Source organism: Robinsoniella sp. RHS (assembly GCF_001029355.1).
GTDB classification, from domain to species: domain Bacteria; phylum Bacillota; class Clostridia; order Lachnospirales; family Lachnospiraceae; genus Robinsoniella; species Robinsoniella peoriensis.
This window is the reverse complement of sequence record NZ_JNGB01000018.1, coordinates 65,613-79,966: the sequence shown is the minus strand read 5'-3', so window position 1 is coordinate 79,966 and position 14,354 is coordinate 65,613. Positions and strand designations below refer to the sequence as shown.

The 14,354-nt window shown below is 41.0% G+C and carries 11 protein-coding genes and 1 pseudogene; 1 reads left to right on the top strand and 11 read right to left on the bottom strand.

The window, feature by feature from the left end; genetic code table 11:
- Positions 1-260 precede the first annotated feature (260 nt).
- The 4 genes from RHS_RS09910 to RHS_RS09895 all read right to left on the bottom strand — a co-directional run bounded on the left by RHS_RS09910 (position 261) and on the right by RHS_RS09895 (position 4,992).
- A complete protein-coding gene (locus RHS_RS09910; protein WP_027296691.1) occupies positions 261-1,178 on the bottom strand; it encodes a transcriptional regulator in 918 nt (305 codons plus the stop codon).
- A 78-nt stretch (positions 1,179-1,256) separates the two neighbouring features.
- On the bottom strand, positions 1,257-3,074 hold the full coding sequence (locus tag RHS_RS09905; protein ID WP_027296690.1) for a DUF6320 domain-containing protein: 1,818 nt from the start codon (positions 3,072-3,074) through the stop codon (positions 1,257-1,259).
- 3 nt (positions 3,075-3,077) lie between these two features.
- On the bottom strand, positions 3,078-4,016 hold the full coding sequence (locus RHS_RS09900; protein ID WP_027296689.1) for an alpha/beta hydrolase: 939 nt from the start codon (positions 4,014-4,016) through the stop codon (positions 3,078-3,080).
- A gap of 1 nt (position 4,017) precedes the next feature.
- A complete protein-coding gene (locus tag RHS_RS09895; protein ID WP_052378043.1) occupies positions 4,018-4,992 on the bottom strand; it encodes an SseB family protein in 975 nt (324 codons plus the stop codon).
- Positions 4,993-5,273: 281 nt separating this feature from the next.
- Here RHS_RS09895 and RHS_RS09890 point away from each other — a divergent pair.
- Positions 5,274-6,323: pseudogene (locus tag RHS_RS09890) on the top strand (exosporium protein); the annotation flags it as partial.
- Positions 6,324-6,352: 29 nt separating this feature from the next.
- Here RHS_RS09890 and RHS_RS09885 read toward each other — a convergent pair.
- The 7 genes from RHS_RS09885 to RHS_RS09850 form a co-directional block, all read right to left on the bottom strand.
- Positions 6,353-6,811, bottom strand: a complete 459-nt coding sequence (locus RHS_RS09885) for a low molecular weight protein-tyrosine-phosphatase (RefSeq protein ID WP_027296687.1) — start codon at positions 6,809-6,811, stop codon at positions 6,353-6,355.
- A gap of 785 nt (positions 6,812-7,596) precedes the next feature.
- The gene (locus RHS_RS09875; RefSeq protein WP_047833083.1) at positions 7,597-8,268 is read right to left on the bottom strand and encodes a hypothetical protein; all 672 of its coding nucleotides are present in this window, start codon (positions 8,266-8,268) and stop codon (positions 7,597-7,599) included.
- Positions 8,265-9,587 (bottom strand): AAA family ATPase, encoded by a 1,323-nt coding sequence (locus tag RHS_RS09870; protein WP_047833082.1) that lies wholly within the window; start codon positions 9,585-9,587, stop codon positions 8,265-8,267. Before RHS_RS09870 ends, RHS_RS09875 begins: the two co-directional genes overlap by 4 nt.
- 206 nt (positions 9,588-9,793) lie before the next feature.
- Positions 9,794-10,153 (bottom strand): nucleotide pyrophosphohydrolase, encoded by a 360-nt coding sequence (locus RHS_RS09865; protein ID WP_027296686.1) that lies wholly within the window; start codon positions 10,151-10,153, stop codon positions 9,794-9,796.
- 12 nt (positions 10,154-10,165) lie between these two features.
- Positions 10,166-11,935, bottom strand: a complete 1,770-nt coding sequence (locus RHS_RS09860; protein WP_047833081.1) for a DNA/RNA helicase domain-containing protein — start codon at positions 11,933-11,935, stop codon at positions 10,166-10,168.
- 146 nt (positions 11,936-12,081) lie between these two features.
- Positions 12,082-13,518, bottom strand: a complete 1,437-nt coding sequence (locus tag RHS_RS09855) for a HAMP domain-containing sensor histidine kinase (protein ID WP_047833080.1) — start codon at positions 13,516-13,518, stop codon at positions 12,082-12,084.
- A gap of 14 nt (positions 13,519-13,532) precedes the next feature.
- On the bottom strand, positions 13,533-14,225 hold the full coding sequence (locus RHS_RS09850; RefSeq protein ID WP_027296683.1) for a response regulator transcription factor: 693 nt from the start codon (positions 14,223-14,225) through the stop codon (positions 13,533-13,535).
- Positions 14,226-14,354: the final 129 nt, after the last annotated feature.

Here is a 14,354-nt window from a genome sequence, read left to right as displayed (position 1 = left end):
ACAAAAACGCGGGAATGTCAAAATAGGGGGATAAACTTTTAAAGTTAACACTTTTAAAGCTACAGATTTAATAAATTCAGGTTTTGTTGAGAAATAGATGCTATGCGGATGGGGGCGTATACGAAAAGATAGGGCATAGAGGAATTACATGGACTCTGCCGGCTGACCGCAGACGTCCACGCAATTCCACTATGCCCCATCTTTTCGAAATTCAGGCTGTCGCCACAAAGCTGGTCTTAAGAGCGAATACATGCCCTGATCTATTCATTTTCATAATGTACCCGGACCATAATATCCTGGTTATAATTCCCGAATCCCGCACCAAATAACGTGAGTCCGCCCACATGTTCCGATTCCTTCTCTACTTCAAATCGAAACCGGATTACCCCTGCATCTTCCAGCCGTAACTGATCCAGCCCCACATTCGATATCTGGAGACCGTCTACATATGTACCGCTTCGGCTGATGACTACCAGTTTTAAAAGACCGTACTGATTCAGGCTTCTGCTCCACCAAAGCGGCGTATAAATGCCATGTCTTCCTCCAAAGTCTCCGGGACTTGTCCACTTTCCAAGTGACTGCCCATTGAGTTTGAAAGTAACATCCGACATCCATTCATTGTTATAACTGGGTGCCTCGGATGAAATCTCAAAACAGAGCGTAATCTGGGAAATATGGTGCCCCGGTGACAGCAGTCTGGACATATTGTACTCTACATATCCCTGGGTAAACCAGATAATACCTGCATCCACATGTTCAGGTCTTGCAAAATCTTCCGGATTATCCCATCCGCCAATCCGGTGATCCCCGGTAGCCAGACCACAGGTGGGGTATACCTCGTAATCACAATAATCCCCCACCATAAATTCTGTCTCTAACAGAGTCATTTCTTTTTTATCCTGTTCCTTTGCATCCACCAGAATTTCATTCACCTTAAGCCTGCAGATTTTCTGGTTTCCCCTGCCGCCGCATTCTGTCAGCACATCGATAATCCCTGCTTCTGACAGCTTTTTTATATGGCTGGTAATGGCACCGTTTGTAATATGAAGCGCCGATGCCAGTTCCCGCATATTCATTTCATTATTTTTTATAAGCAGCTTTATGATATTCACTCTGAGATCAGAGCCCAACGCTTTAAAAACCGAAGCGCCTTCTTCTAAACTGTTTATTACCAGCATCTTTTATCCTCCCTGAAATACGAACCCTGTTTGTGAACTTTGCGGAAATGAAAAAGCGGGGATTCCCGCTTTATATCCTTAAAAGTGGAATTTCTTATGCAGTTCCACCATAAAATCTTTCCATTTAAATATAACCAATGCTGCAATAAATAAAAATGACAGTCCGGAACAGATCACAGAAGGATAGTGGACACCTACACATCCAGTCAATATCAGCAGAAACGGAACAATTCCAACACCTGCTGACATTACGTAATAAATCATATATTCCGGTGGTCCTAATTGCTGTACCTTGGAAATTGTCAGGATCGATATCGTAGTCAGAAGGCTGATACCCGGCAGTACATAATCAATGGACCACCTGTTCCACCCGGTAAATGCATCCCAGGCGAGACAACAGGCAATGATAAGCAGCAGCTGCCACATGGCATTTTTCAGTAAATTTCGTCGTTTGTAAAATCCAACTGCAAGTGCCAGCCACATACAGAGCATGGCTCCCCCCACAAAGAGTGACCAGATACTATGAGGTGTAATAATTACATTTGCCATAACACAGATTACCACAGCCGCCAGACATAAAAAGGAAAACAGTTTAAAGAACTGCATTCCGGGATACACCGGTTTTCGCTTTTCCGGGTATTTATCCTTTAGCATCTCCACTTCAACGCCCTGTTCGTTTAGAATGCGGAAAAAATTCCGCTGAACATTTTCACTTTCAAACCTGGAGGTAAAGCTTAAAACAACATGGTCTTCAAAGGAACACATACAGAGTTCCGTTTTCGGCGTACTGGTAAACACATGGAACCATTTAATATAAGGCCGGTATACTTCCGGCATGTCCACAACACCCATATTCGAAAAGATTGCGGTTACATTTTTAGAGGTAAACTTTGCCGCTGCCTGCAGACAGAGATTCTTAAGCGCCAGCGGTGCCACTCTCAAAAAAGGATTCTGTTCCAGGTTCATGAATTCATTCATCCTGCCTGCAACCCGCTCCTTGGTAAGTTCAATTTTAAAAAACTCTTTCACATGGTTTACCACGTCTTTGAATGTGGTAACTCCCGTTTCAAACTGGAATCCGGCATCAATCCAGCTGAAAAAATTAAGCATGGACTGGGATGGAAAGTACTTGCGCAGATTAACCGGAATCATCAGAACTACCGGATATTTCTCCTGTCTGGGACTCATTTCCCGGTGAATGGCACACAGATAAACTGCCGTCAGAAATACGGTCATCGACACACCATATTCCCTGGACTTTTCCAAAAGCTGCTTTACGGACACCATTCCTTCCGTAATATGCATATTTTCATAATCTGATTTCAATCCCCGAAGCTGATAGGAATGAACAGATTTTTGTTTCTCATCTGATTTTGTTTTAGAATAATATTTAAAGAAGCTGTCGTCTTCCATATCTGCATCGGTAAGATCCTGACTGTCCAGAGGTATCTCTTCCGGAAATTCCTCTTTGTGGGCTTTTAGAATATAATTTTTCACCAGTTCCCTGGTAAACTGCATGGCACCCGTACCATCTGTCAGTGCATGAAAAACCTCAAAGTTAATTCTGTTTTTGAAATAGGTTACTTCAAATAAAAGACTCTTCTTATCCCGGACATAGATATTGCTGCAGGGAAGTTTACTCTCTTCCTTTACAACAGGACGCAGGGAACTTTTCTCCAGATAAAACCAGAAAAATCCTTTCCGCATCACAGAGCAGAACATCGGATAAGCCTCAATGGTTTTATCCAGCGCCTCCTGAAGGATTTCTTCCCGGATCGTTTCCCTTAAATCACAAGAAAAGCGAAATACCCTGGTATCCTTCTTCCCGCTGGTAGCCGGAAATATTTTCGCCGCGTTATCTAATTTTCGCCAACGGGCCAGCTTGGTCTCAGCCATTTCCTAGACCCCCTTTAAAAAACTGTTTATAATTTCAAAACTCTCCTGAACATGATAACTCATAATCCCAAGCGCAAAAAAACCATGCAGGGCATCTTTAATACGATGCACCTCCACTGCATTTCCCGCTTCTATTAATTTTCTTGCATACTCCTCCCCTTCATCCCTGAGAGGGTCAAATTCTGCCGTAATAACCAGTGTTCTAGGAAGACTGGAAAAATCCTGTGCCAGAAGCGGTGCAAAATACGGACTCTGCCGATCCTCGTCACAACTTTGATACAGATCCAGATAATCACTCATTTTCTTGGCAGTCAAAAGAAAATCCGTCCCATTTTCCTGCACGGATAGAAAGGGGGATTTTTCAGAATAATCATTACTGACAGCCGGATAGATCAGGATCTGCCTCTGGGGTACGAATTCTTTTCTGTCCCTTGCCATCTGGCAGATCGCTGCCGTCAGATTGCCTCCGGCACTGTCTCCGATAATTGTAATTCGCTCAGGGTCAACATTTAAAATCATGCGGTTCTGATAGACTGCCTTAACTACTGCATAGCAATCCATAAGCCCGATAGGAAAACGATGTTCCGGCGCAAGCCTGTATTCAATCGATACAACTACATGACCGGTACTTTTCGCCATACGGGCGCAAACACGGTTATAATTCTCAACGCTTTCCGTAACCCATCCGCCGCCATGAATGAAAATCAGAACCGGGCAGGTGTTTCCTTTTGTTCCTTCCCCGGTCAGAATATCTTCATCCGGCATATAGATTCTGACCGGCACCTGATAATCACCATTGTATATCTTATCATCGATTGTCTTATAGAAAATCTTCAGCGGATCAATTGCCTTAAGATTAGCCATATGTCTGGCTGAATCTATTTCGATTCCTCCATAAGACAACGCTTTAAGTGCCAGTCTGAGCGGTTTATTTATCGTCATTCTATTCTCCTTTGGTATTCAGCTGTCCTTTTACCAGAAGCAGATTAAAGCCCATTGGATTTAAGACAATTCCCTTTGCCTGCTCCACAACTACTTTATTCAGATTCTGGAAAGGCATTGCAATAGCCCTGAATTTCTTTTCTTTATTAAATTTATGGAATTCTCCGGGGTCTGTGAATACCGGCTGGTAAACATCGCCATTCTCGTATTTTACAAATGGTACCATAATATTTTTATTATCTCTGGTCAGTTCTTTTGGCTCTTCTTCGCCTTCATTTAATTCCTTGAATTGAATCGGCACCAGATAGTTGCCTCTTCTTATATTAACCAGCATTTCTTCTTCTAATTCCCGTAATCCCTGTTTTTCTTCTTTTTCAACAGGTCTTCTCAGTTCCTGCATGAAATAAAGAGCTGTCAGCTGCAGTTCCGGATTCAATACCGGTATTTTTTCTTTTGGAGCATTGGTATAGTCCGGTTTCTTACATAATTCTTCCAATTGGATTTCAAGAGAATTCACTCCACGGTCAATTACAACTGCATTTGCTCCCATTGGGAATAAATTTATGTAAAAACCAAGGAACTGGTCCTTATTGAATTTAATAATCTGTACCGGTTTCTTTTCCTCATTTAATTTTGCTGCTTCCCGTTGAGCAAACTGCTCTCTGGAGAATATAAAAATCTGGTCATTAAATGTATCTTCATCGCAATGAATATAAGGCATGTTGGTTCCCTTGGAAAATAAAACAAACATCTCTTCTAATACTTTCAGTTTTTCCAAAACTACATTATAGAGAAACTTGGATTTTGTCTCAAAAAACTTAAATGCATTTTCATCTTCTTTATTCTGTTCCATTAAAGATCTGCCGGTCTGGCATAAAATGATAATCTCCTGCATATCCAGCTCTTTATATTTTTCAACCTGAAAGTCATTGCTGACTAATAATTTCTTAAGTTCCTGTTGTCTTTCCTCAGTCATAGTTTTTCCCCTTGCATTTTATTTTATGTGAACATATGCATTTATTATACACTACCATTATAAAAAAGTCAGCACTTATTTGGGGGTTTTGTGGTGGAAAATGGGAATAAAGATATCTTCTATCGAAATTATAAATATAAGTTTGACGGAGATCCTTGCATATTATGACAGAAATTCTATTCATTTTCACTACTTTATAATTCCCTGCATATTTAATAGTACATTGATAATATTTGTTTTTTTATTGATGTAACAAAAAATGTATTAAAGGAGTGATAGATATGTATAACGATAATCAGCTGTATGGCATTGATTTACTGCAGGATGCGGGACCCACCGGGCCAACCGGGCCTACAGGGCCGACTGGTCCCACCGGCGCAGATGGAAGTGTAGGTCCTACCGGCGCTACCGGAGCTACCGGTGCGAATGGCTTAACCGGACCCACTGGTGCCAGAGGTGCTACAGGAGCAAACGGCGCTACCGGCAGTACCGGGCCAACCGGCAGCACGGGTGCCACAGGCGCGAATGGTTCTACCGGACCCACTGGAGTTACCGGACCTACCGGCGCGAATGGGATCACTGGTCCTACCGGCGCAAGCGGCGCTACCGGACCCAACGGAGCTACCGGTGCCACCGGTGCGATGGGCAACACAGGGGCTACCGGCGCGAATGGTTCCACCGGACCTACCGGGGTTACCGGAGCTACCGGTGCGAATGGGATCACTGGTCCCACTGGTGCAAGTGGCGCTACCGGACCAAATGGAGCCACCGGAAGCACAGGACCGCGTGGTAATACAGGTGTTACCGGCGCAAACGGTACTACCGGACCCACAGGTGCTGCTGGCGCTACTGGTGCAAACGGAATCACGGGTCCCACCGGAGCTGTGGGTTCTACCGGTGCTGCCGGAAACACCGGGGCTACCGGGGCAATCGGAGCTACCGGGCCTACAGGCGCTAACGGCGCTGCCGGAATAACGGGTGCCACAGGGGCTACCGGCGCTAACGGAATTACCGGACCCACAGGTTCTAACGGTGCCACGGGAGCTACCGGCGCTGCCGGTAGTACCGGACCTATTGGGGCTACCGGACCAACCGGGGCAGACGGAATCACCGGACCAACAGGCGCTACCGGTTCAACGGGGTCTACCGGGGCAGATGGGGCTGCCGGGCCTACCGGACCAAGCGGCGCTACCGGCGCTACCGGACCCGATGGTCCTGTCGGGCCTACCGGCTTAACAGGCGCTACCGGCGCAAATGGTGCTACCGGCGCCACCGGACCCGATGGGGCTACCGGACCGACCGGAGCAGACGGTCTTGAGGGTCCTACCGGTACTGCATGATTCGTACAACTGCATTCAAGCTATTGTTCCCTTAAAACATATTCTAACAATCCCTCACAGCCTTCGTAAATATCTTCATAAGTCCGGTCAAAATTACCGGTATACCAGGGATCCGCAATGTCTCCGGGATTGTTAGTAAAGTCCAGGAGCTTAAATACCTTATTATCCCTGTCTTCTCCCATAATCCGAATCATATTCCGGATATTAGCCTGCTCCATTCCGATGATATAATCATATTTCTGATAATCATTCCCGGTCAGGCGTATAGCTCTTTTCCCATCTGCAGAAATATTGTACTGCTTTAATTTCTTCCTTGTTCCGGGGTGAACCGGATTTCCAATTTCTTCGCTGCTGGTTGCAGCTGAGTCAATGATGAATAAATCACTGAGACCTCTTTTTTTTACCATATCTTTGAAAACAAATTCTGCCATGGGGGATCTGCAGATGTTGCCAAGGCAGACGAATAGGATTTTTATCATACTCTTGTAACTCCTTATATCTTCGTTTTTCCTTGTTTTTAAAGGGTTTTTACAAATTATATTTTTCTTTCCATTTATATATCTTCTTATAATTACATATTTAAGTAGTCAAAAGTTGTATAATAAATGATAAAAATTCATCTTACTTAACAACCATGTGAAATATGAATCAAGCTAGACAATATCTACATGTTATTATTTTAATTTTAGATATTGCGCACTAACCCTTTTTTAAAATCCAGTATCTATTTCTTCTTCAATGCTTAGCACGGTTAAGTCAACTGGCAATCCACTTATTGTTTCTAACGTAGAACTAATAATATTTATAACATTTAAGATTTTATTTGAATCCTTTGAATAAATAAGCAAAATATCAATATCATTTGGAATCCTATTTGCATTTAATATTGATCCAAGCAAATATATATTATAAAAAGAATCAAACAACGTTATATTCTGCTTGATAAATTCGGAAATATTATGCAAAATTCAGACTCCCCAATCGTACTTTAGCACGCCCAAAACAATTATATTCAAAATATAACTGTCTTAATCTTGGGGTATCATTCAAAAAAACTTTACTTATTTTTCCATCGTCTTACAATTTGAATAAAAGGATTATCAATTCCCAGTCCTTACCGGGTTCATCATAGTATCTCTTATACGAATCAACTCTCCTTAATTAATGCAAGGGATTTCTTCTCCTGTTTTCTGGTCATCTACTACCATGGGAGACGCTGGTCAGAGAAACATGCGGATGGTTTGGATCGTACATCATAAATGCTTTAGTTTATGCTAAGTTGCTTCTCTAGCCACGAAATCACAATTCCACAATAAGGTGTGAGCATCTTTTGTTCTGCATACCTTTTATACACACTCTCTAATACTGCCAAATATGTATCATGGCTCCTATTTCCACACATATTCCTAATCTCACGTTTTGCCTGAATCAATACATTTTTTCTGTTCTCTGGCAGTGATCTGGCTTTACAATTTAGATTGAGTGTCTTTTCTACATCTTTTCTTATCTCTGCATCCAATGAGGTAATATAACCATCTGATGTATAGCGGATTTTTCTAATCGAGTAAATGTCACGAGGATCTACGGTCAACGGAATATTTCCTCTGTGGGCATCACAGGTCTTGTCTTCCTCTTTTACTCCTGGATGAAGGCTATTTCCATAGCATACTCCCAGCATACTTTTATAGTCCAATGTATTCGTTGCATCATATGTTCCGCTCTTGGGATGTCTGGCGCTGTAATGTTCAATTCTTACGTCTTCCGGCGCCTTAAGCTTACACATGCAATACGCACACAATCCTTTTTGTTCCCACCACATTTGTCTACGAATATCTTCACGTGGTTTCGACGGCAAATCTTCATAACATGCTTCTTGATTACTTTTCCTATACTGTAATAGACTATTCGGTTCCTTTTCTTTCCGAATTAATATCACTGTGATTCCTCCTGCATTTTCTCAAAATCCAACGTTACTCTTGCACCGCTTATTTCAGGATCGCTATTTCCTATGATTTCTTCTAATCGGTTTAACAATTCCTCCGCTTTTATTACTTCTTCTCTGTCAATGGCCTGATAGAAATCTGACAACAACTGCTGAACATCCGCTGGACGTTCCCCAACTCCCATCACTTCTCTCAAAATAGAATTTGCATCTCTTCCATAGGTCTGCTCTACAGGCATATAAACTTTACTATTATCAAGAATCCGAATGCGCTCCTTCTCAACAGAATTTATGACCGCCGGAGCGTGTGAAGTAATTATAAACTGCACTTTTGGAAATACACTCTGCAGATCTTTTAATATTGTCTGCTGCCACTCGGGATGAAGATGCAGGTCAATCTCATCAATTAAAATAATACCTGGAGTTTCCGCCAGTACCTGCTCTCCCAGCTGAGGGTTCAGTACTGCCATTCGGTAAGCTATATCACTAATCATACTTAATGTATTCTTATATCCATCACTCATCTCATTAAGTGCAAATCTACATTTTTCTCCGGCATCATTTGTATATTCCATTATGATCCGATGTGAGTCAAGATCAAAGGAGATAGTAGGATCTTTAGCTCCACTAATTTCCCGGAAACATTTACAGACAGCTTCTTCCACTACTTTTAATTGTGTTATTTTTTCTACGCTGCCAGTCTTTTGCTGATTCTGCAGGCTTTTCAATGTCATTTTTTCAAACCAGTTCAGCATCATTTTTTCATTTGACTCAGCTGCCATACAGTCCAGGTATCCCACCTGCCGACTAAACTTTTGAAGGGCTTTTAAATTTCTCTTCTCTTTTTTCTGGGCATAAAGCCTGCCTGTTCCATAATAGGATAATATAGGCAGAACAATATGCGCATCTCCCAGCATAATCTGTTTCTGCATCTGCTCTGCAATATTAATGATCTCATGGGCATCCTTTAATGTCGTTTTTCCTCCGGCAGAATTTAATGAACGTGTCCATATTACGTTCTTTTTACCGTTACATATACCATAGCCTGTAATTTCTACCGGAAACTGGTGCTGTGAATCAATAATGCCATCTAATTCATAAAAATTATATCTCGCATCCTCTTTATGAATATTCCTGCTCACAGTTCCTTCAATACCACATAAAAAAGAGCTGATTGCTATCGCTATTGCATCTAGTATCGTGGATTTCCCTGCCCCATTCTTTCCGACAAACAATGTTAAATGATTATCTAAATTAATATCTGTATCCTCAAAACATCTATAATTTCTAATGTGGAGCGTATTCAATACCATTCTCTGCACCGCCTCGCTTCTTATATTCGTGATTTTTCTTTTCAGATTACTTTTCTATTATATCCAATAACTGTCATGCTAGCAAGGACTTAAATTCCTATTCAAAGTGAATTTATTCCCTTTTGCCCATATTTTAATCAAGGGGTTTGTAATACGTTTACGCACAGCCTGCAGAAAGCATTTTTTACCCTTGCTACTTGCTACTACTATATCTCATCATATTTCAAATTTTTCCCTCTAATCTTTTCCACCGGATACTTCTCGCCATTCTTCTGAATCTTATTCTCTAAAATAACCCCCAGATCTATATGGTTCATCTGGGCAAACCGCAGAATAAAAAACAAAGTATCCGCCAATTCCTCTTCTATATGCTCTCTCTTTGACTGATCTGTGAAGAATTGACTCATTTCTTTCTCTGATTTAAACCGAAAAATATCAAGCAGTTCATTTGCTTCAGTAGAAATTCCGATGGCTAGGTCTTTGGGATTATGAAACTGGTCCCAATCCCGTTCTTCACAAAAATTTTTAACTTTTTCCATTAATTCTTTTACTGTATTTTCATTCATATTCTATCCTCACTAAATAGCGGCTGCAGCTTCTTTCAGCGCTTTTCTCAGTTCAGCGTCACAGGCGTAAATATAAAGTCCATTTACACCACGTGTCATCAGCACTCTTACCTCATGTTGTATTAATATCTCACCAAACTTTTCTTTTGTTCCGTCTGATAAGGTACGATTTTGAATAGCTTTTGCATTATGACTTTCCACCGGATCAAATATAATTTTTCCATTGCGGTATTTTACAGACGGTCCTAATATTACACCTGCATAATTTAAGTCAAACCCCTGAATGGTAAAAGTAGATCCCACCTCGTTTACCGTCTGCGGCTGTTCCGCCCAGGACAATGATTTGATTTTCTTCTTTTGTTTCCGGTCCAGTTCTTTTTCCAACTCATAATTCCAGGGCTTATGCCAGTTTCCAATGCTAACCTCCCAATATTTCCGTAACCTGTCTTTTGCCCAGTCTTTTGCCCGGTTTTTAGCGCTGTATTCCCAGTCATACGTAGCAATCATTCTGGAGAGTGCACAGTCTTTTGTAGATATCTTCCTCTTTATCTCCAATTCAAGTTCCACCGGCTGGTCAAAAATTTTAATCTCATAGCCGGTTTTGTCAGCTGGAATCTTATTCAGTTTCCGGGATTTCGTAAAAGCATCAATCCAATTTACGGTTGCTTTATCCGCTGATATTCTTAACTGATTCTTTAACTCCATATAATTATGGTTTTGTTTCGCCAGCGTTTTAAAATGATCCAGTACCTGAGCTTCCCAAAGCTGCTCTGTTGTCAGTATCTGGTTTTCATCAAACATGACCACCGTCACTTTAGCTCTGTCAATAATATCCTGCAATTGATTTTTTCCCCGATAGGATTGCTTGCCCTGGGTTAATAATAAATGTGCTTCATCTATAAATGCCACATCCACCGGATCTTCCGTTGTATGGTGATTAATAAATGTTGTGGGTTTGCATACAAATTTATCCGTTATGCCAAGTTTCTTTGCAATCTGCTCATATACCGTTATCTGCTCAGTATGGTTTACCATCATATAGCATTGTAATTGATCCATGCCCAGATCCCCTGCTTTTGTAATCAAATCATAAAAGGTACTGCTGTTTAACACGGTCTTTCCGGTTCCCGCTTCCCCTTCAATAAATATCAGTTGTTTTGTCTGATTCCCCTGCATTGCACGAATCACCTTTTGGATAATTAATTCTTTTGCCTGCAATTGCTCCGGTGTCATTTTATGCAACGGAGATGCCTTAAATATAGCTGAATCTTTAATTTCTGTTTCTGTTGGAAACAGATTCGGATCCTCTTTTCTTAATTTACTCCATATATTATGGAAGATAACATCCAGTTCCTCAACTGTATAGTACTTATTTTGGGGATTTTCATTTTGATTATGTACTTTTTTAACATGCTCTATGCTCATCATATAATGCATCAACCGGTTTTCAATATCAAGGGTCAGAGATTTATTAAAATGCTCATGACCAATCAAAAACAGCCTTGCTCTGTTCTTATGCAGCTGGTATTGCCATTTCTTTTTATCATTTGCTTCCTTATAATGCTGTTTTGTTCTCTGAATTACATTATTTGATTCCCCTATATAGACTTCATAATCATTTGATTCCTGCCAGTTATGGATATAAACAGTTGGATAATTCAATATGAGCTCCTGCACCTTTTCCGATTCGGCAGTCTGCAGTCTCTCTTCAAATTCTTTTAATGAAGCATCATTATCCTCAATTTGAAATATAATTGGTTTAAGATTTTCAATTTTTGTCATAATCGTACCTCCATATACTGCCGAAACAGAACATTTATCCATATATTACCACATAATCATTGAAAATTCATTTCTTTTCTCACCTTTTCGGAAACATCAATTCCACAAAATAAAATCTCCCCATAAAACTTCCCATTCGTTTCTATTCACTCATTCACAAAGATTTTATGCTCAAATACAACACACGCCCCACCGGATTTCAGGTTACCGATTTTAATAGTTCCACCGAGTAGCTCCACTAACTGCCTGGCGATATACAATCCCAGACCGGAATGTCCGTCTTTGGTTTGCCGGGCTTTATCGCCTCTGTAAAATTTTTCAAATACTTTTTGTGTGTCTTCCGTACTGAATCCTATACCTGTATCACTGATTTCATATGAGATACATTGATCTACAGCATTTACCGTTATTGTTATTCTCCCTCCCGTTGGGGTATACTGCAGACTGTTCGATAAAATATTATCCAGTATTCTCTCCAGTTTGCCGGGATCTGTTAAAAACGGGTCCGGTATATCTCCTTTGATATTTAATTGGATGGAGATATCCTTTCTCTCCGCCTGGACTTCATAATCATGTACTTTCTGCTCCATAAATTCAGGCAGATTTACCGGAATCAGATGGAGCTGGACAGATGATCTTTCAAGATCCGAGGTATATTGCATTTGCTGTACCAGTGAGACACTTTTTTCTATATTTTCTTCGATAACGTTAAGGTATTGCAGCTGTTCCTCATTCACTTTTGTATCATCAATCAACGCTTCTGCGTATGCCTTTATCACAGACAGCGGCGATTTCAGGTCATGTGCCAATGACTCCACCATTTCTACCCGTTCCTGTTCCATCCTCCACTGGGCTGACAGGGATTTTTTCAGTTCATCTTTCATTTCCATAAAAGCAGTGCAAAGTTCACCCAGCTCGTTATCGGAATGATAATCGATTTCAAAATCCAGATTTTTATTTTTTATCTGACGGGAGCCTTCTTTTAAAAGCTGCAGGGGACTGGTTATATTTTTCGTCAGTCTCCTGGAAAACAGAATAATACATGCTATGAAATAGAACACTGGTGAGAAAGCCACAAGGATAATTGCATAGTTTAGCCATTCATTCCCTTTATTTACAGCAGATAAGCTTAATTGATAGGCGAGGGAAACTGCTCCTTGTATTTTTCCGTCATCGCCAATAACCGGTACTATACGAACATAATTTCCGGAGATGAGCAGCGTCATATTCAGGTTGTCATAGAGCTCTTCTTTCGTTTCAAAAAGCCGGTCAGGATATGTGCCATATAAAATATTGCCTTCCCAATTTACTACCTGATAAGTAAGTCCGGTTTCCTGAATGATATTTTTCAGACCCTCTTCGCTGGATAAAGACAGAATATCTGCTTTTTTATCCCGAACATAGTCTGTTATTCTGGGAATTTGCTGTTCATAATAATCCTGTGGATTGATCTCATTGTTATTAACAGCCTGACGAAACAGCATTATTGCACCTGCATAGGTAAGCAATGATGCAATTAAACTGGTAACTACAATTAAAACCAGTGTGATACGGAATTGTGCTGCAAGTGACCGTTTTTTCATAGCGATTTCCCCTTCTACATTTTATTCCACTTATACCCAATTCCCCAAACCGTAGCGATATAAGGAATAGTAGGCGTGACAGCTGCAAACTTGGTGCGGATATTTTTAATCCTTTCAACTACCGTTGTATCATCTCCACACGAATCATATCCCCATACGTTTTCATAGATCTGTTCTCTTGAAAATACCTGCCCCGCATGGAGGGCAAGCAGTTCTACAATCTCATATTCTCTTTTTGTAAGGGAAATTTCCTCATTGCCAATGTGAACTGTCCGTCCCCGTAAATCCAGGGAGAGGCTGCCAAAATACAGTTTCGGACGCTTCTGCTCTGTATTGATATATTGAGACCGTTTTTCACGCCGTAAATTAGCTTCAATTCGCGCCATTAACTCCCTTAATCCAAAGGGCTTTGTGATATAATCATCCCCGCCAAGAGTCAGCCCCTTGATTTTATCAGTTTCCGATTGTTTGGCACTTAAAAATATAATCGGGCATAACACATCGTTTCGTATGGCATGGCAGACTTCAAAACCGTCCGCTTCCGGCATCATAATGTCCAGTATAATAAGATCCGGCTGTCTCTTTGCCAGTTCAATACCTCTCCTGCCGTCATCTGCAATCAGTACTTCATGCCCTTTTGACTTTAGTTTTTTCTCTAATAAAGCAGTCAATTCTCTTTCATCATCAATAATTAATATTTTACTCAATTTTACATCGCCTCCCATTCCAAAACGTTTAGGACAGGCTTTTAAAAGCCTGCCCATATAGTATCCGCCAATTTTCCCTATTGGTCAAGTTTATGAAAAAGTTGGTAATCACTACTTACCGTATTTGGC

What these genes read in the sequence shown, in the direction of transcription:
- RHS_RS09855 (WP_047833080.1), bottom strand. Translation starts at nt 13,518, where the DNA reads ATGAAAAAACGGTCACTTGCAGCACAATTCCGTATCACACTGGTTTTA.
- RHS_RS09900 (WP_027296689.1), bottom strand. Translation starts at nt 4,016, where the DNA reads ATGACGATAAATAAACCGCTCAGACTGGCACTTAAAGCGTTGTCTTAT.
- RHS_RS09865 (WP_027296686.1), bottom strand. Translation starts at nt 10,153, where the DNA reads ATGAATGAAAATACAGTAAAAGAATTAATGGAAAAAGTTAAAAATTTT.
- RHS_RS09860 (WP_047833081.1), bottom strand. Translation starts at nt 11,935, where the DNA reads ATGACAAAAATTGAAAATCTTAAACCAATTATATTTCAAATTGAGGAT.
- RHS_RS09910 (WP_027296691.1), bottom strand. Translation starts at nt 1,178, where the DNA reads ATGCTGGTAATAAACAGTTTAGAAGAAGGCGCTTCGGTTTTTAAAGCG.
- RHS_RS09885 (WP_027296687.1), bottom strand. Translation starts at nt 6,811, where the DNA reads ATGATAAAAATCCTATTCGTCTGCCTTGGCAACATCTGCAGATCCCCC.
- RHS_RS09905 (WP_027296690.1), bottom strand. Translation starts at nt 3,074, where the DNA reads ATGGCTGAGACCAAGCTGGCCCGTTGGCGAAAATTAGATAACGCGGCG.
- RHS_RS09895 (WP_052378043.1), bottom strand. Translation starts at nt 4,992, where the DNA reads ATGACTGAGGAAAGACAACAGGAACTTAAGAAATTATTAGTCAGCAAT.
- RHS_RS09870 (WP_047833082.1), bottom strand. Translation starts at nt 9,587, where the DNA reads ATGGTATTGAATACGCTCCACATTAGAAATTATAGATGTTTTGAGGAT.